15 protein-coding genes are annotated in these 16,587 nt (G+C 61.7%); 12 read left to right on the forward strand and 3 right to left on the reverse strand.

Annotation, left to right across the window (positions count from 1 at the left end; genetic code table 11):
- Positions 1–22 precede the first annotated feature (22 nt).
- The 11 genes from obgE (at position 23) to Q1B40_RS02845 (ending at position 10,817) form a co-directional block, all read left to right on the forward strand.
- Complete coding sequence (gene obgE, locus Q1B40_RS02795) at positions 23–1,069, forward strand: GTPase ObgE (protein ID WP_299809664.1); 1,047 nt, start codon at positions 23–25, stop codon at positions 1,067–1,069.
- Positions 1,057–2,208, forward strand: a complete 1,152-nt coding sequence (gene proB, locus Q1B40_RS02800) for a glutamate 5-kinase (protein ID WP_299812507.1) — start codon at positions 1,057–1,059, stop codon at positions 2,206–2,208. The genes obgE and proB overlap by 13 nt, the downstream gene beginning before the upstream one ends.
- Before the next feature lie 104 nt (positions 2,209–2,312).
- On the forward strand, positions 2,313–3,593 hold the full coding sequence (locus Q1B40_RS02805) for a glutamate-5-semialdehyde dehydrogenase (RefSeq protein WP_299809667.1): 1,281 nt from the start codon (positions 2,313–2,315) through the stop codon (positions 3,591–3,593).
- A complete protein-coding gene (locus Q1B40_RS02810; RefSeq protein WP_299809670.1) occupies positions 3,590–4,219 on the forward strand; it encodes a nicotinate-nucleotide adenylyltransferase in 630 nt (209 codons plus the stop codon). Before Q1B40_RS02805 ends, Q1B40_RS02810 begins: the two co-directional genes overlap by 4 nt.
- A gap of 236 nt (positions 4,220–4,455) precedes the next feature.
- Entirely contained in the window at positions 4,456–4,839 is a 384-nt protein-coding gene (rsfS, locus tag Q1B40_RS02815; RefSeq protein WP_299809672.1) for a ribosome silencing factor, read from the forward strand.
- A 79-nt stretch (positions 4,840–4,918) separates the two neighbouring features.
- A complete protein-coding gene (gene rlmH, locus Q1B40_RS02820; protein ID WP_299809674.1) occupies positions 4,919–5,401 on the forward strand; it encodes a 23S rRNA (pseudouridine(1915)-N(3))-methyltransferase RlmH in 483 nt (160 codons plus the stop codon).
- 38 nt (positions 5,402–5,439) lie between these two features.
- A complete protein-coding gene (locus tag Q1B40_RS02825) occupies positions 5,440–5,937 on the forward strand; it encodes a GNAT family N-acetyltransferase (RefSeq protein ID WP_299809677.1) in 498 nt (165 codons plus the stop codon).
- A 283-nt stretch (positions 5,938–6,220) separates the two neighbouring features.
- Positions 6,221–7,594 (forward strand): peptidoglycan DD-metalloendopeptidase family protein, encoded by a 1,374-nt coding sequence (locus Q1B40_RS02830; RefSeq protein ID WP_299809680.1) that lies wholly within the window; start codon positions 6,221–6,223, stop codon positions 7,592–7,594.
- Positions 7,591–8,919, forward strand: coding sequence for a S41 family peptidase (locus Q1B40_RS02835; RefSeq protein WP_299809683.1), 1,329 nt, complete (start codon positions 7,591–7,593; stop codon positions 8,917–8,919). The genes Q1B40_RS02830 and Q1B40_RS02835 overlap by 4 nt, the downstream gene beginning before the upstream one ends.
- 119 nt (positions 8,920–9,038) lie before the next feature.
- Positions 9,039–10,184: a divergent polysaccharide deacetylase family protein gene (locus Q1B40_RS02840; protein ID WP_299809686.1), complete on the forward strand. Its 1,146-nt coding sequence runs from the start codon at positions 9,039–9,041 to the stop codon at positions 10,182–10,184.
- A 102-nt stretch (positions 10,185–10,286) separates the two neighbouring features.
- A complete protein-coding gene (locus tag Q1B40_RS02845; RefSeq protein ID WP_299809689.1) occupies positions 10,287–10,817 on the forward strand; it encodes an RNA pyrophosphohydrolase in 531 nt (176 codons plus the stop codon).
- A gap of 471 nt (positions 10,818–11,288) precedes the next feature.
- On the opposite strand, the gene Q1B40_RS02850 is transcribed toward Q1B40_RS02845, so the two are convergent.
- The 3 genes from Q1B40_RS02850 to Q1B40_RS02860 form a co-directional block, all read right to left on the reverse strand.
- Positions 11,289–13,463: a hypothetical protein gene (locus tag Q1B40_RS02850; RefSeq protein WP_299809692.1), complete on the reverse strand. Its 2,175-nt coding sequence runs from the start codon at positions 13,461–13,463 to the stop codon at positions 11,289–11,291.
- 149 nt (positions 13,464–13,612) lie between these two features.
- Complete coding sequence (gene queG, locus Q1B40_RS02855; protein WP_299809695.1) at positions 13,613–14,758, reverse strand: tRNA epoxyqueuosine(34) reductase QueG; 1,146 nt, start codon at positions 14,756–14,758, stop codon at positions 13,613–13,615.
- 72 nt (positions 14,759–14,830) lie between these two features.
- A complete protein-coding gene (locus Q1B40_RS02860; protein WP_068411005.1) occupies positions 14,831–15,523 on the reverse strand; it encodes a glutathione S-transferase family protein in 693 nt (230 codons plus the stop codon).
- Positions 15,524–15,775: 252 nt separating this feature from the next.
- Between Q1B40_RS02860 and Q1B40_RS02865 the strand changes: the two genes are divergently transcribed.
- Positions 15,776–16,582: an undecaprenyl-diphosphate phosphatase gene (locus Q1B40_RS02865; protein ID WP_299809700.1), complete on the forward strand. Its 807-nt coding sequence runs from the start codon at positions 15,776–15,778 to the stop codon at positions 16,580–16,582.
- Positions 16,583–16,587: the final 5 nt, after the last annotated feature.

Below are 16,587 nucleotides of genomic sequence, written 5' to 3' on the forward strand. Positions count from 1 at the left end.
ACCGGATAAAAAGAGAAAAACAATGAAATTCCTCGATCAGGCCAAGATCTATCTGCGCTCCGGCAATGGCGGTGCGGGCAGTGTGTCGTTCCGGCGCGAGAAATATATCGAATACGGCGGTCCCGATGGTGGTGACGGCGGCAAGGGCGGCGATGTGATCGTCGAATGCGTCGATGGTCTCAACACGCTGATCGACTACCGTTACCAGCAGCACTTCAAGGCCGAGACCGGCATTCACGGCATGGGCCGCAACCGCACCGGCGCTCATGGCGGTGATGTGGTTCTGAAGGTGCCCGTCGGTACGCAGATCTTCGAGGAAGACAACGAGACGCTGATTGCCGACCTGACCGAACTCGGCCAGCGCGTGCTGTTGCTCAAGGGCGGCAACGGCGGCTTCGGCAACGCGCATTTCAAGTCATCGGTCAACCAGGCGCCGCGCCGGGCCAACCCGGGTCTCGAGGGCGAGGAAAAGTGGGTCTGGCTGCGGCTCAAGCTGATCGCCGATGCCGGCCTGGTCGGTCTGCCGAACGCCGGCAAGTCGACTTTCCTGTCCAAGGTGACGGCGGCCAAGCCGAAGATCGCCGATTATCCCTTCACAACCCTTCATCCCAACCTGGGCATCGTCCAGATCGACGGCAACAGCTTCGCGATGGCCGATATTCCCGGACTGATCGAAGGCGCCCATGAAGGCACGGGTCTCGGCGACCGGTTCCTCGGCCATGTGGAACGCACCCGCGTGCTGCTTCATCTGGTCGACGGCTCCGGGCAGGAAGATCCGGGCGAAGCCTACAAGATCGTTCGCGGCGAGCTGGAAGCCTATGGCGCCGGGTTGGTGGACAAGCCGGAAATCGTCGCCCTGTCCAAATGCGACGCGCTCAACGAGGAGCTGATCGCCCAGCAGTCGGCTAGCCTGGAAGCCGCGTGCGGCCAGAAGCCGCTGATCCTGTCTTCCGCCAGCGGGCTCAACGTCGACCGGGCGCTGCGCATGATCGTGCGGGCCATCGACAAGGATAAGCAGGATGCTGCCAATCAGGTGCCTTCGCCCGAACAGGAGGGCTGGCATCCGTGACGTCCGCGTCCCGCAGCCTGAAGGGCCACAGCCGCATCGTCGTCAAGATCGGGTCCGCCCTGCTGGTCGAACGGGGTGAGCTGAAGCGCGCCTGGCTGGATGCCCTGGTCAGCGATCTGGTGGGGCTCGTCGATTCCGGCGCCGAAATGCTGATTGTCTCCTCCGGCTCGATCGCGCTCGGGCGCGGCATTCTCGGTTTGCCCGCCGGGCCGCTGAAACTGGAAGAAAGCCAGGCCGCCGCGGCCGCCGGTCAGATTTCCCTGGCGCAGGCCTATGCGGATGCGCTCGGCGCCCACGGCAAGAAGGCCGGGCAGATCCTGCTGACCCTGGGCGACACGGAAGAACGCCGCCGTTACCTCAACGCGCGCGCCACCATCGGCATGCTTTTGAAACTCGGCGCGGTGCCGATCATCAATGAAAACGATTCTGTCGCCACTTCGGAGATCCGCTACGGCGATAATGACCGTCTGGCGGCGCGTGTCGCAACGATGGCGAGCGCCGATTGCCTTGTGCTGCTGTCCGATATCGACGGGCTCTATACCGCGCCTCCGCAACAGGACCCTGATGCCGTCTTCCTGCCGGAAGTCGCGCGCATCACGCCGGAAATCGAGGCGATGGCCGGCAGCGCCGGATCGGAGCTTTCACGCGGCGGCATGAAGACCAAGATCGATGCCGGCAAGATCGCGACGTCTGCGGGAACCTCCATGGTGATCACTTCCGGCAAGCAGCTCAATCCGCTGAAGCGTCTGGACGAGGGGGGCAGAGGCACCTGGTTCCCGGCAATCGCCACGCCGGCGAGCGCCCGCAAGGCCTGGATCGGCGGCCATCTGGAACCGCGCGGCAGGATCGTGCTGGATGCGGGCGCTGTCCGGGCGATGAAATCCGGCAAGAGCCTGCTGCCCGCCGGCGTGACGTCGGTCACCGGGACCTTCACCCGCGGTGATGCCGTCATCCTGCTCGATCCCGAAGGCGGGATGATCGGCCGGGGGCTGATCGCCTATGATGCGGACGAGGCCCAGTTGATTGTCGGGCGCAACAGCCGGGAGATCGAGGCGATCGTCGGCTATCCGGGGCGCGCCGAAATGATCCACCGGGATGATCTTGTCCTGGAAGATGCGTTTTTGAATGGAACAGGCTAAAAAGCCCGGAGAAAAACGGTTGCCGATCGGTCCCGCCGTCACATGGATTGACATGAAAGCGGACAGGAAGCTCGGACAAGCCGGTTGAACAGGAGTTTGCAGCTATGCTGGATGTAGTCGAGGCAAAGACCACCGAGGACCTGATGGCGCAGATCGGGCAACGCGCCCGTGCTGCCGGACGGATCCTTGCAACGGCACCAGCAGAGCAGAAGAACAGGGCCCTGCGCGAGATGGCGGTTGCGGTCCGCGCCTCGACGCCGGAAATCCTTGCCGGAAACAGGCAGGATATCGACGCCATGACCGCCAACGGTCAGGCGGCGTCTTTCCTGGATCGCGGCACCCTTACCGAAGAGCGCATCGAGGCCATCGCCAGGGCGCTCGAGGATATCGTCGCACTCGACGATCCCGTCGGCAGCGTCATTGCTGCGTGGGAGCGTCCGAACGGGCTCAGGATAGAGCGCGTACGCACGCCGCTGGGCGTGATCGGGGTGATCTATGAAAGCCGCCCCAATGTGACGGCCGATGCCGGCGCCTTGTGCCTCAAGGCCGGCAACGCGGTAATCCTGCGTGGCGGCTCCGACACGATCCGCTCCAACAGGGCGATCCACGCGGCTCTGCAGAAAGGTCTGGCGGCGGCTGGTCTTCCCGAGGACGCCATCCAGATGGTGCCGGTCACCGACAGGGCGGCGGTGGGTGAAATGCTGCGCGGCCTGAACGGCAATCTCGACGTTATCGTGCCGCGCGGCGGCCGCAGCCTCGTCGAACGCGTACAGGGCGAGGCCCGTGTGCCGGTCTTCGCGCATCTGGAAGGCCTCGTGCATATATTCGTCGACAAGGCCGCAGATCTGCAGCAATCCGTCGAAATCGTCGTGAATTCCAAGCTCCGCCGCACGGGCATATGCGGTGCGCTGGAAACGCTTCTGGTGCATGAGGACGTCGCCCACAGCCACTTGCCTGTCATCGTCAAGGCGCTGCAGGATCAGGGGTGCGAAATCCGCGGCGGTGCCCGCGTGCGCGACATCTGCGAAAACATCGTTCCGGCCAGCGAGGAAGACTGGTCCACCGAATATCTCGACAAGATTCTCGCGGTGAAGGTCGTCAAGGACCTGGACGCGGCAATGGATCATATCGCCCGATACGGTTCCAACCATACCGACTGCATCCTGACGGAAGACCAGGCCGCTGCAGATCGCTTCCAGCAGGAAGTCGATTCCGCCATCGTCCTGCACAATGCCTCCACCCAGTTTGCCGATGGCGGCGAATTCGGCATGGGCGCCGAAATCGGCATCGCCACCGGGCGGATGCATGCGCGCGGGCCGGTCGGCGTCGAGCAACTGACCAGTTTCAAATACAAGGTTCACGGGACGGGCCAGACGCGCCCATGAGTGCTTCGGGTCTCCGGCCGGAGCTCGGCGGCGACTGGCTGAAGCTGCCCCATGCCGAAACCGGAAACCGGATTGGCATCTTCGGCGGGTCGTTCAATCCGCCGCATTCGGGCCACCGGCTTGTCGCCTCGACCGTGCTCAAGCGGCTGGGGCTGGATCAGATCTGGTGGTTCGTGACGCCCGGCAATCCGCTCAAGAGCCATTCCGAGTTAGCACCGCTGGAAACGCGGCTGCGATTGACCAGTGAACTTGCGGATCATCCGCGCATGAAAGTGACCGCTTATGAGGCGGTTCTCGGCACGACTTATACGGCCAGAACGATCATGGCACTGCGCGCCCGGCGGCCCGGCGTACGATTCGTCTGGGCCATGGGAGCGGACAATCTGGCCGGCTTTCATCATTGGCGGGATTGGCGGGCCATCGTCGGCTCGGTGCCGGTCGCAATTGTCGACCGCCCCGGTGCGTCGCTTTCTGTCCTGTCGTCGCCGATGGCAAAAGCCTATGAAAAACATAGGCTTCCAGAGGAAGATGCGGCTCTTCTGGCCGATATGGAGGCACCCGTGTGGACCTTTCTGCACACCCCGCTGGACCCGGCTTCATCCACGAAACTGCGGCAGAGCCGGTGACGGTTAAGCCCGGATTTGCCATGTAAAAATCCCTGTCTTGAAAATGCCAAACGGGAAGCGGTATTATAGGGGGCGGTCGCGGTGGCGCGGCCGAGGTACGGTCAACCGGTCCTGTAACCAAAACGGGTGACGTATGAAATCGAACTTTTTTGTTCGTGACGACGTTGGGCGCAGGACGGCACAAACGGCGAAAGGCACAACACCTGACCATGACCTTTGAAAGTGGGCGGACAAACATGTCCTCTCCTCTGCAGGCATCCGTAAGCACTGATCTTGCGGCTGACCTTCTCGATACGGTCCTCACCAGTCTTGACGACTCCAAAGCTGAGGACGTTGTTACTCTCGACATCGCAGGCAAAAGTTCCCTGGCCGATCACATGGTGATCGTGTCCGGACGCTCCCACCGTCATGTGGGCGCGATCGCGGAAAATTTGCAGAAAGACCTGAAAGCAGCCGGCGCCGGAAAGGCAACGGTTGAAGGTATGACGACCTGCGATTGGGTGCTGATTGATGCGGGTGATGTGATCGTTCACATTTTCCGTCCGGAAGTACGCGGCTTCTACAATCTTGAAAAGATGTGGGCGCCGGAAGCGGACGAAACACCGCAGTATATCGGTTGAGACGGGAATGAGGTCCTGACAGCGGGACCTCTGTCCGCCGAGGGATAAAGTCACCGGATCGTTTTCCGGCGGAGATTTCATGCGCTTTACGCTTTCCTGCATTGGCCGGATGAAGGCCGGTGCGGACAGGGACCTTCTCGACCGCTACCTGGACAGGGCCCGCAAAAGCGGGCGCGGTCTAGGTGTTATCGATGTCCTCCTGAACGAAATGCCGGAAAGCCGTGCTCAGCGCGCCGAAGACCGCAAGGCGGAAGAGGCCGGCAGCATTCTTGCTACGCTTCAGAGCGGCGCCCGTCTCGTTGTCCTCGACGAGAACGGTCGGAACATGAGCAGTCCCGATTTCAGCCGCACCCTGGAAACCTGGAAAAACGACGGCGTGCCGGACATCGTCTTCGCGATCGGCGGGGCGGATGGTCACGGCGTAGAGGTTCTTGCAAGAGCCGATCTCAAGCTGGCGCTCGGCGCGATGACCTGGCCGCATCAGATCGCCCGCATCCTGCTGGCCGAACAGATCTACCGGGCCATGACCATTCAGTCGGGCCATCCCTATCACCGGGTCTGATCTCGCGATGCCTATACTGCAGCTGAAGAGGAAGTCTCGTGACGCCGACGATTGAAACAGAACGCCTGGTCCTGCGCCCGATGACGATGGAGGACTGGCCGGATTACTCCACCTTGATGCAGTCGGACCGCGCGGCCCATATGGGCGGGCCCATGTCGCGGGAGAAGGCCTGGGGGTCGTTTTGCCATGACGTGGCGCTCTGGGTGTTGATGGGCCACGGTGCGCTGATGATCGAGGAGCGCGGCTCCGACCGATGCCTCGGTCAGGTGGGCATCAATCATGGCCCGCTCTTTCCCGAGCATGAAATCGGCTGGTTTGTCTACCCGCATGCGGAAGGCAAGGGAGTCGCGTTTGAAGCCGCGCGGGCGTTCCTGGATTGGGGTTTCAAGGAGCGCGGCTTGCCGACCCTGGTGAGCTATGTGGATCCGGACAACATCCGTTCCTGCAGGCTCGCTGAACGACTGGGCGCGAAACTGGATGCGGAGGCCCCGCGCAACGACCCGCGCGATCTGGTGTACCGGCACACCATTATGTGATCCCGAAGGCGTAGCCGTCATGGGTCCCGGACGTTGAAACGTGAAGGATCTTTAATGCGGCGAACGCCGGGAAAACACGCCGCTGCCCGTATCTCGCCGCAATCGGCACGTAACGGTCAGATCATCAAGGGAAAAGAGGTTGGCGCGTGCGGCGATACACGCGGGAGCTGAGGTTGAGCACCGGGTCGACAAGGTAAACGGTTCGTTAACACAGACTGTGTATCGCTGAAGAGTCCGTGACCTAACCTTCGGGAGTTGAGACAGGTTGAAACCGGATCGCATCATGATTGTGCGTCCTGGACTTAAGAAGCGGATGCTTGTCAAACCGCTCTTGGGCAGTCTTCTTGCGGGCGCGCTTGCATGGCCGCTGCAGGCACTCGCGACCGAAAGCATCGATGACGTGCCGCAGAACCGGCCCGAAGCCGCGGCGCAGACCGATGCCGCAGCCGAAATCATCAAGGCGCGCGAAGAGGAACTGGCCGCGCTGTCGCGGGACATTGAAGTCTCCACCGACCGTCAGGCCGCCATCGCCCGCGAAATAAGGTCCCTGGACCGGGATCGCGAAACGCTGAATGCCAAGATCATCAGCACGTCCGACACGATCCAGGGCCTGGAAACAGAACTGACCGATACCGAGCGCCGGCTGAGAAGCCTTGGCGAGAACGAGGACGCCGTGCGGCTGTCCCTGATTGCCCGCCGCGATATTCTGTCGGAGGTGCTTGCAGCGCTGCAAAGGCTCGGACGGCGTCCGCCCCCGGCCCTGGCCGTTCGCCCGAGCGATGCCCTCTCCGCCGTCCGCAGTGCGATTCTCCTGAACGCGGTCATGCCGGAGCTGAAAGTGGAGACGGAGGCTCTGGCAGCCGATCTGGAGGAGCTGCACCGGCTCAGGAGCGTGATTGCCGGGGAAAAAAACCGCCTGCGCGGCGATGCGATGCGATTGGCTGAGGAAAAGTCGCGCCTGGAGCTTCTGTTGAGCGCGAAAAGGCAGGAACATCAGAGATCCGTACGGGATCTCGAAGCGGAGAAAGAACGCGCCGCCGAACTGGCCGAGCAAGCCGGGTCTCTCCAGGAGCTGATCGCGAACCTGGAAACTGAAATCGAAAGCGCTCGCGAGGCCGCGGAGAAGTCCAGGCAAGCGTCGTTGGATACAAAGGGAAAGACTTCACGCGACTTTGATCCGTTTTCCGATCCGGGTCGGCTGGCGCCGGTGATACCTTTCCAGGAGGCCAGAGGCCAGTTGCCTCAGCCTGTTTCCGGAACCATGCTGAAGGATTTCGGTGAGGAAGATGATTTTGGCGGTTTGACGGAAGGACAATCTATCGCCACAAGGCCGGGTTCTAATGTAACCTCTCCGGCGGACGGCTGGGTGGTCTATTCGGGACCGTTCCGTTCGTTCGGACAACTCTTGATCCTGAATACCGGTGATGGCTACCATGTGCTGTTGGCCGGTATGGACCGGATCGATGCGGAGTTGGGGCAGTTTGTTCTTACCGGGGAACCGGTTGGGGTCATGGGCGCGACGCAATGGGCAAGCGCCTCGACCTTTGGCTTGGGGTCTACCCAGCCAATACTATATGTTGAATTTCGGAAGGACGGCCGTGCGATTGACCCCAAACCCTGGTGGGCGCGCACAGAAGAAGAAAAGGCTCGCGGATGATACGGAAAGCTTCCTTGCTGCTGGTGGGTGCCCTGATGGGAGCTGCGGCAGTCACGACAATGGCCCAGATGCCGCTCAATGTGTCCGTGGCAGCCAACGCGGCGGCAACGGATACGTACCGGCAGCTTAATCTGTTCGGTGACGTGTTCGAACGGGTACGCTCGGACTATGTGGAAGTGCCGGACGATGCCCAGTTGATCGAAAATGCCATCAACGGCATGCTGACGTCGCTGGATCCCCATTCCAGCTACATGTCGCCGAAGAGTTTCCGCGACATGCAGGTGCAGACCCGCGGTGAATTCGGTGGTCTCGGTATCGAGGTCACCATGGAAGACGGTCTTGTGAAGGTCGTCTCGCCGATCGACGATACGCCGGCGGCCAAGGCGGGTGTCCTCGCAGGTGACCTGATCACTTCCATCGACGGAGAGCAGGTTCAGGGGCTGTCGCTGAACGAAGCGGTCGAAAAGATGCGCGGTCCGGTCAATACGGACATCGTTGTCACCGTCCGCCGCGAAGGCCGTGCCGATCCGTTCGACATCACCATCACCCGTGACATCATTCGCATCCAGTCCGTGCGCTGGCGGGAAGAAGATGATGTCGGTTATGTGCGCGTCACCCAGTTCAACGAACAGACCTTCGACGGCATCCGGGACGGCATCGCGGAAATGAGCGAAAATATCGGTGAGGACAAGCTGAAAGGCTTCGTCATCGATCTGCGCAACAATCCGGGCGGTCTTCTGGATCAGGCCATCGCCGTGTCCGATGCTTTCCTCGACCGGGGCGAAATCGTTTCGACCCGCGGCCGGGAAGCGGAAGAAACCCAGCGCTACAATGCGCGTGCGGGCGATCTGACGGACGGCAAGCCGGTCATCGTGCTGGTGAACGGCGGCTCTGCGTCCGCGTCGGAAATCGTTGCCGGCGCGCTGCAGGATCACCGCCGGGCGACCATCCTCGGCAGCCGGTCCTTCGGCAAGGGCTCCGTGCAGACCATCATTCCGCTGGGTGCCAACGGTGCGATCCGTCTGACGACCGCCCGCTATTACACGCCGTCCGGAAACTCCATCCAGGCGAAAGGTATCGTGCCGGATATCGAAGCCCTGCAGGAACTGCCTGAAGAGCTGGTCGGCCGTGTCGACACCAAGGGTGAAGCGGGTCTGCGCGGCCACCTGGAAGCCGACGGTGAGGAAGAATCCGGCAGCCAGGCCTATGTGCCGGCGGATCCGGAAGACGACACCCAGCTGAAGCTGGCTCTGGACCTCCTGCGCGGCATTCAGGCGAACAGCGCCTTCCCGCCGGTCTCCGACAGCGCGGCCGTCAAGAACTGACACACTGCAATGTGCGCCGGACCACCGGCGCACATTTTCCATTCTCGTTCTGCGTATCCCTATAACAACCATGATGCCGGTCCGCCCATTCGCGCGCCGGTCAACAGTCTCAGGACGGTATGACGAGCGAAGATCTCACAGCTCCCCTTGGTATGGGAAAACGGCGGCTTGTCAGGCTGCCGTTCGGTCTGATCGGTGCTGGCCTGTTGAGTGTGATCGTCACCACCACGCTCGTCTGGGTCGCTGTTGTTGACGATCCCGTGGGCGGAGAACCCGTTGCGGTTCTGCCTCTGGATGCCGTGGTCGAGGGCGTGACCTCCCAGGACATCGAGGTTGTCGAAATCCGGCCGGGTATCGGCGACGATCTGGGCCCCAACCTGCGGCCTGAAACGAGCGGCGACCTGCTCGGTCCCCGGTACGAGATGGTCATGCGGCCGGACGGGCTGGGGCCGGAGGCTCCCGTGACAGGCCTTTCCCTCAACCCGGACACGAGAGTGAGCGAACGCTCGGAACTCGGCTTTCTCCCAAAGGTCAGCGATGCCGGAGTGCGGCCGCTTGATGCCTATTCGCGGCCGATCGTGCGTGAATTCACCTCCATTCCCAAGATTGCCGTCATCGTGGGTGGTCTGGGGTTGAGCGAGACCGGAACCCGCAACGCCATCACCAGCCTGCCTTCGGACGTCACCTTCGCCCTGGCTCCCTATGGCGAAGAACTGGATCTCTACATGCAGCAGGCCCGCATGGAAGGCCATGAACTGCTGCTGCAACTGCCCCTTGAGCCGTTCGATTTTCCGGACAACGACCCAGGCCCCCATACCCTTCTCGTCAGCCTCATGCCGGACAAGATGGTCGAGCGGCTGGTCTTCCTGCTGACGCGCGCCACCAACTATGTCGGCACGATCAACGAAATGGGCGCACGCTTCACCTCCACCCAGCCTTCCATGCAGTTCCTGATGGAGAAGCTGAAGGGGCGTGGGCTGATGTTTGTCGATAACGGAACGTCCTCGCGCTCCAAGGCGGCCGAGGTCGCCGCGGAAACGCGCACGCCCTTCAGCGGGGTCGATATCGTGCTGGATGAGGTTCCGCGCGAAGACGAGATCGACGCGAAGCTTTTGCAGCTTGAAAGCATCGCACGTGCCCGCGGGGTTGCGGTCGCGGCAGGCTCCGCGCTTCCGGTCACCGTGCGCCGGCTGGAAAAATGGTCGCGCGATCTTGAACAACGCGGCCTGCAGCTTGTACCGGTGAGCGCGACCATCGACAGGTAGGACATCCTGTCCTGGCTTCACCGCAAGCAGGATGCTCTTGCATTTTGAAGATGATCAATTACCAGACCTCCGAACAATTCCGATATCGAGATAGGTGCAGCCGTGACGAAGCTTGAACTTGGAGCGGGTTTTCCGGAACCGGCAGGCGGGCTTCCTTACCGTCCCTGCGTCGGCATCATGCTGATCAATCGGGACGGCAAAGTATGGATCGGCAGCCGGGACGATGGCTCCGGCTCCGCCGCCTACGACTATGCCTGGCAGATGCCGCAGGGCGGCATCGACAAGGGAGAACTGCCGGAACATGCCGCGCGCCGGGAACTCTACGAGGAAACCTCGATCCGCTCGGTGACATTTCTGGAAGAAGCGCCGCAATGGTTTGCCTATGATTATCCGCCCGACGTCATCAAGGCGTCGCGCAGGGGCAAGCACTGTGGTCAGGCACAGCGCTGGATTGCCTATCGTTTCGACGGCTCCGACGACGAGATCGATATCCTGAACCCGCCGGACGGGCATTCGGCGGAATTCGGCGCCTGGCGCTGGGAAGACGCCGCGCGTCTGCCGGATCTGATCGTGCCCTTCAAGCGCCCGGTTTATGAGCGGGTCGTGGCCGCCTTTTCGCACCTGACGGCATGAGCGTAACGAACGCAGGTTGAACGGCGGCCAGGTTTCTGCGCGCGGTCGATGAAGGCGCGACAGGCTCCCCGAAGTCTTGCCTCGTATGGCAGCAACTGTTGGCGTCCGGTTACCTGTCTCCCCCAAAGGCTATCGCATTTGCCCGCATACGCCAGTCCCTATGGTTGTGGGGGACGCTCTCTTCGGGCGTCACCCCGGACAAGCGAAGCGCAGATCCGGGGCCTACTCGCAGTGCAGCTTGTTGAAACGGTTGAATTTTCCCCTGCAGGGTTTCTGCAATTTGCCAGCTCTCTGGAAATGAGTGGGCCCCGGGTCTCGCTCCGCTCGCCCGGGGTGACACCTGTATTTGCAGCAACTTCCCGATCATACGCGATAGCCCTGCTGTTTCCCGCGCCTCGCCACCTACCCACAAAGGGAAGGTGCAGGCATTCATCATGGATTGATCCGCAAGGGACGCGATTTTTCTCTTTGTCAGTTCGCCTGGACATTCACATTGAGGAGGACGGGCAGCACCTGGGGCGTTGCCAGGCTGCCAAGGATCTGCGTCATCGGCACCGGGTTTTCCGGCTTCAGCGTTACCCTGAATTCCTTCGGATTCTCAAGGAATGCCGAAGCTGCTTCGCTCACCATCCGGGTGAAGGCCTCGTTTCCGATGGCCGCCGTCGCCATGGCCGCCTGGCTCACCAGGGCCTCGCGGAAGACATTTTCCGGAATGCCCTGCTGTTCGGCGACGTGGGCAAGGCCCTTTGTGGTCAGTCCGCCATCCTTGAACACCACCGACGCATCGACGAACTGCGCGACGATCGCCGCCATTTGTCCCTGACCCTGCGGGTCTTCGAAGAGGGCCTTCGGCACATTGGCGAAGCGCGCGGACGCTTCAGCCTTTCCAAGCCCCTTGATGTCCAGCATCAGACGCTCCAGGCGCAGTTCCAGTGTCGTCTCGTCCCAGTAAAGGCGTGTCTCGTCCGACCAGTCGACCGTCTCCAGGCCGAGCGCCTGAAGGAGGGCCTTCGTGTCCTTGTCCTCAATGGCGCTGACGGGGATCCGGATGCCGTCATTCTTGACGTAGAGGCTTGTCGGTACCGGCGGAACGGTGGTGGACAGGGTCATCTCGGCCTTGCCGATCTGGGTCCTGCCGATTTCCGGCACATTCACATCCAGGCCCTGGACCTCATATCCGAAGGACCGCGGCAGAAATGCGCGTGCAACGTCGAGCGGGTTGCTTTCACCGTAGTCCGGATCGGCCATGAGCGTGGCGATCATCGCGCGCATGGGCGAATATTCGGCGAACTCGATGTCGCCGATAGCAGCCCAGTCAAGCTTCACGGAGCTTCCTTGGGGAAGGTCCGGCGCATCGAGACCGACGACCAGCATTTCGCCGATCCCTTCGGAGCTGATGTCGGTCATCGCCATTTCATTGATTGTGAAACCGACGTCCCCGATGCCGGGTCCTGCCGGAAAGTCGACGGTAATTCCGCTGATCCTTGCATCGGCGACGGCAAAGGACCGGTAGAGCTGAAAGAAGCCGGAGATCAGTTCTTCCGGCTCGGGGGCTTTCCTGTTGAGCATTTGGTCCAGCATCGACAGCAGCGTGTTGCCCTGCTTGACCACCGTGATATCGCGGATCGAGCCGCGCTCGACAGATGTCTTGACCGCCTTGCCGTCAGAAAAATCCTGCGTGCTTTCATAATCGACCATGGAACCGGAGCCGATCAGTGTCTGCTCCTCTCCGGTGACCGGAACGTCCGGATCGAACAGATCGATGATGGCGGCGACATCGATATCCCGGTAGACGGTTTTTCCCTGCCGCGTCGTCTGGCGCAGCATCCCGCCCGTCGCCGGATCGAGCGTGCGCAGGTCCTGGGTCACGAGATCGACGGAATATTCCCCGATCCAGCCCTCTTCGGCATCCGCCATGCGGTAGCCGTCCAGCTCTGAGGTTCCGGAAAAGACCAGAGTCTCCTTGCCGTCCTCGCTCGCGTGGCCCTCGAAGGTCAGGCCCGTGCTGTCGACCCTGATCTCCTCGTAGGATGTCAGAAGCAACGCCTGCACGAAGGGCAGCCAGCGGCTGGCCGGATGATCGCGGTCTTCCGCCGGTATTTCCGGCAGGGTAAAGCTGTAACCGGTCGCGGAAATACCCGCCAGCCGGCCCTCGACCTTGAGGCGGCCTTCGTCCTCGACCGATGCCGTCATCAAAAGCCTGGTGTCGTCGGAGTGTGTCCAGCTTCCCGTTTCGAAATCGCCGTCCTCATGTGTGAGGCCTGTGATGGCAAGCGAGCCGCTGGACATAGAAATGGCAAAAACCAGATCCCGCGGTTTCGAAGGAGCAATATCCTTGGGCTCGTCCGTTTCGGATACTTCCGCCTCTTGCGGCGGAAGGTTCCTGATCGTGCCGCCGAAGGTAAAATTCGGATCGGTCACGGTCAGCGTATCGCTGCCCTCGTCATAGGCGATGGAGCCGGTTTCAACCTCGACGCCGAGCTTTGCAAGGCCATTGACGTAGGCGTTGAAGGCATCGGGTCCCTTGTCCTGCGCGAAGGCGGCTCCGCAAACCAGCGTCAGCGCGCCGCAAAGGGCAAGAAGCCGGACAGGCGCTTTTGCCAGCTTCGGCCGTGAAGAGGATACAGGCTGAGAAAACAATATCATGGCTCCAGAAAGGATAATCGGAAATGGCCGGATGAATCACGACCGGGTCCGATTAAAAAGGTCATTTCCGACCTTTCCATGACTATGACCCATTCTCGTGACGGCGTCGAGCAACTGCAATTTGATCGCGGCGGCGCTTTTTTCGGTATTCAAGACGGGGGCGGCGACAGCCACTCGCTGCGGACAGCTTCGTCGGCTTCCCTGGCGATTTCTGTGGGGCGGATGGCCAGGACGGCGTCTTCGGGCGCCAGCCGGCGGAAGGCCCAGACTGCGGCGCCCCTCACAACCGGGTCGCTGTCCCTCAGGAGCAGCCGCACCTTGTCCAGCAGGGCGGGCTGTCCGGAATTGCCGGCGGCGATCAGAACATTGCGAAGGAACCGGCCGCGCCCGATGCGCTTGACCGGCGAACCGGAAAAGAGAGCCCGAAAGGCCGGATCGTCCAGGGCAAGCAGATCCGCCAGCTTCGGATTCTTGAGATCCTCGCGGGCAATCAACTTGGCCTCGCGCGCGGAGGAGGCGAACTTGTTCCACGGGCAGGCGGCAAGGCAGTCGTCGCAGCCGTAGATCCTGTTGCCGATCGCCTCACGGAATTCGTCCGGAACCGGGCCCGGATGCTCGATCGTCAGGTAGGAGATGCAGCGCCGTGCGTCCAGTTGATAGGGGGCGGGAAAGGCATCGGTCGGACAACTGTCGAGGCACGCCCGGCAGGAGCCGCAATGGTCTTCTTCCGCACCGCTTGGCGGCAGCTCCAGCGTTGTAAAGATCGAGCCGAGAAAGAACCACGATCCGAGGTCCCGCGAGACCAGGTTGGTGTGCTTGCCTTGCCAGCCGAGCCCGGCCGCCTGGCCGAGTGGCTTTTCCATCACCGGAGCGGTGTCGACAAAAACCTTCACATCGCCGCCGGCGCGCGACACCAGGAAACTTGCAAGCTCCTTCAGGCGTCCCTTGATGACATCGTGATAGTCGCGGTGGCGCGCATAGACCGAAATTCCACCACGGCTCCTGTCCTGCAGATGAGCAAGTGGATGGTTTTTAGGCGCGGCGTCCGGCCCGTAGTTCATGGCCAGCATGAGGACCGATTTCACCTCCGGCCACAGGTTGACCGGCGCCGAACGGCGTTCTGCCGTTTCGGCCATCCAGCCCATGGTGCCGTGATAGCCCTTGTCGAGAAACTGGCGCAGACGATCCCCGGCTTCGGGGATGCTGTCGGCCGGCGCGACCCTGACATCGTCGAAGCCGAGGCCGGATGCCTTCTCGGCAAATGCGGTCAGCAGTTTTCTGGTCTTGAGTTCCACGTCTGGCTACTGCGTGTTCCGGGTCATGACAGGGAAATCGACCCCAGGGTACGGACCCTAGGTCCCGACAGCCTAAAAATCCAGATCCGCGTAGGTTTGCGCGGGTGGCATGCCAAGCACCTTCTCGCCGAGCAGCGGCCGCATGCTGGGGCGCGATTTCACCCGGGCGTACCAGCTTCTGATGTCTTCTTCGTCACTCCAGGAGACTTCTCCCAGATAGTCGGCGCAGGACAGGCAGGCGGCGAGGGCGAAATCGGCGAAGGACAGCCGGTCTCCCGCCAGCCAGCGGCGGGCGGCGACAAGATAGGCGAAATATTTCAGATGGTGGTGGATGTTGGCCCTGGCGACCCTGAGCGCGGCGGAATCCGGTTCGCCGCCACCAACGGATTTCGGCATGATCTGCTTGTAGATGCGCTCGCGCACCAGATGGCCAACCACTTCCTGGTCGAATTTGGTGAGGCTCCACTCCACCAGCCGCCGCGTTTCGGCCCTGGCTTCCGGATGATCGGGCATCAGCCGCTTGTCGGCGACCGCATAGCCGCGGGTCTCGTCGAGATATTCCATGATCGGGCCCGGACCGCAGATCGCCGGACCTTCGTTTTCCACCAGGACCGGAACCGTGCCGGCCGCATTCAGCATGAGAAGCTGCTCCGTGCGTTCCCAGGGGTTGACGTGGTGCTCCTCGAACGCAGCGCCGTATTCACTCAGGATGAGGCGCACGAACCGGGACGACGGCGAGAACGGATGATGGTAAAGCGTGAGCATTGAGCGGTTTAGAGCCTGAACTGTGGCGAGACTAGGTCACGCCTCCATAAAAAAGACCGAAACGGCGGGGTCCGCTTGCTTGCGGAACCGCACGACGCTGCGTTATTCGCCGGATGGGAACATCGTATTATCGGTGAGTTTGACTCAGATATGGTTATCAAGGGTTTGACGACCCGCGATTGCACCGTCAAATAGTCGGCATCCGGATTCGCGTCGCGGATTTCTTCTAGCCGTGTGGAGAGATGACAGGCAATGGACGGTCAGACAATTGTACACGCTCTTATTCTGGGGATTGTCGAAGGGCTGACCGAATTCATTCCGGTGTCTTCCACCGGCCATATCCTGCTTCTGGGGCATTTCCTCGGCTTTGAAAGCACCGGCAAGACCTTCGAGGTGCTGATCCAGCTCGGCGCCATTCTGGCGATCCTGTCGGTTTATTTCTCCCGGCTGTGGACCCTGTTCATCACCCTTCCGAGCGATCCCGCCAGCCGCCGCTTCGTCGCCGGCATCCTGCTGGCCTTTCTGCCCGCGGCCGTGATCGGCGTGATGCTGCACAGCTTCATCAAGGAAGTCCTGTTCGAGAGCCCGGCGCTGATCTGTTCCACGTTGCTGATCGGCGGCGTCATTCTTTTGTGGATCGACCGGCTGCCCCTGAAACCGCGCTATACCAACGTCATGGACTATCCGCTGTCGCTGTGCCTGGCCATCGGCTTCTTCCAGTGTCTTGCCATGGTGCCGGGCGTCTCCCGCTCCGGCGCGACCATCGCCGGGGCCCTCCTGATGGGAACCGACAAGCGCTCGGCGGCGGAATTCTCGTTCTTTCTGGCCATGCCCACCATGGCCGGCGCTTTCGCCTATGACCTTTACAAGAACCGCAACGTGCTTTCGATGGACGATGCGATGATCATCACCATCGGCTTCATCGCATCCTTCGTTGCCGCCGTCTTCGTGGTCAAGGGCCTGCTGGACTTCGTCTCCAGGCACGGCTTTGCCCCGTTCGCCTGGTGGCGGATCTTCGTCGGCCTCGCCGGATTCGCAGGACTGTATTTCCTGGGCTGAACGCT

This window comes from uncultured Roseibium sp. (genome assembly GCF_947496995.1).
Classification (GTDB): Bacteria; Pseudomonadota; Alphaproteobacteria; order Rhizobiales; family Stappiaceae; genus Roseibium.

What these genes read in the sequence shown, in the direction of transcription:
- obgE (WP_299809664.1), top strand. Translation starts at nt 23, where the DNA reads ATGAAATTCCTCGATCAGGCCAAGATCTATCTGCGCTCCGGCAATGGC.
- Q1B40_RS02805 (WP_299809667.1), top strand. Translation starts at nt 2,313, where the DNA reads ATGCTGGATGTAGTCGAGGCAAAGACCACCGAGGACCTGATGGCGCAG.
- Q1B40_RS02810 (WP_299809670.1), top strand. Translation starts at nt 3,590, where the DNA reads ATGAGTGCTTCGGGTCTCCGGCCGGAGCTCGGCGGCGACTGGCTGAAG.
- rsfS (WP_299809672.1), top strand. Translation starts at nt 4,456, where the DNA reads ATGTCCTCTCCTCTGCAGGCATCCGTAAGCACTGATCTTGCGGCTGAC.
- rlmH (WP_299809674.1), top strand. Translation starts at nt 4,919, where the DNA reads ATGCGCTTTACGCTTTCCTGCATTGGCCGGATGAAGGCCGGTGCGGAC.
- Q1B40_RS02830 (WP_299809680.1), top strand. Translation starts at nt 6,221, where the DNA reads ATGATTGTGCGTCCTGGACTTAAGAAGCGGATGCTTGTCAAACCGCTC.
- Q1B40_RS02835 (WP_299809683.1), top strand. Translation starts at nt 7,591, where the DNA reads ATGATACGGAAAGCTTCCTTGCTGCTGGTGGGTGCCCTGATGGGAGCT.
- Q1B40_RS02840 (WP_299809686.1), top strand. Translation starts at nt 9,039, where the DNA reads ATGACGAGCGAAGATCTCACAGCTCCCCTTGGTATGGGAAAACGGCGG.
- Q1B40_RS02850 (WP_299809692.1), bottom strand. Translation starts at nt 13,463, where the DNA reads ATGATATTGTTTTCTCAGCCTGTATCCTCTTCACGGCCGAAGCTGGCA.
- Q1B40_RS02860 (WP_068411005.1), bottom strand. Translation starts at nt 15,523, where the DNA reads ATGCTCACGCTTTACCATCATCCGTTCTCGCCGTCGTCCCGGTTCGTG.
- Q1B40_RS02865 (WP_299809700.1), top strand. Translation starts at nt 15,776, where the DNA reads ATGGACGGTCAGACAATTGTACACGCTCTTATTCTGGGGATTGTCGAA.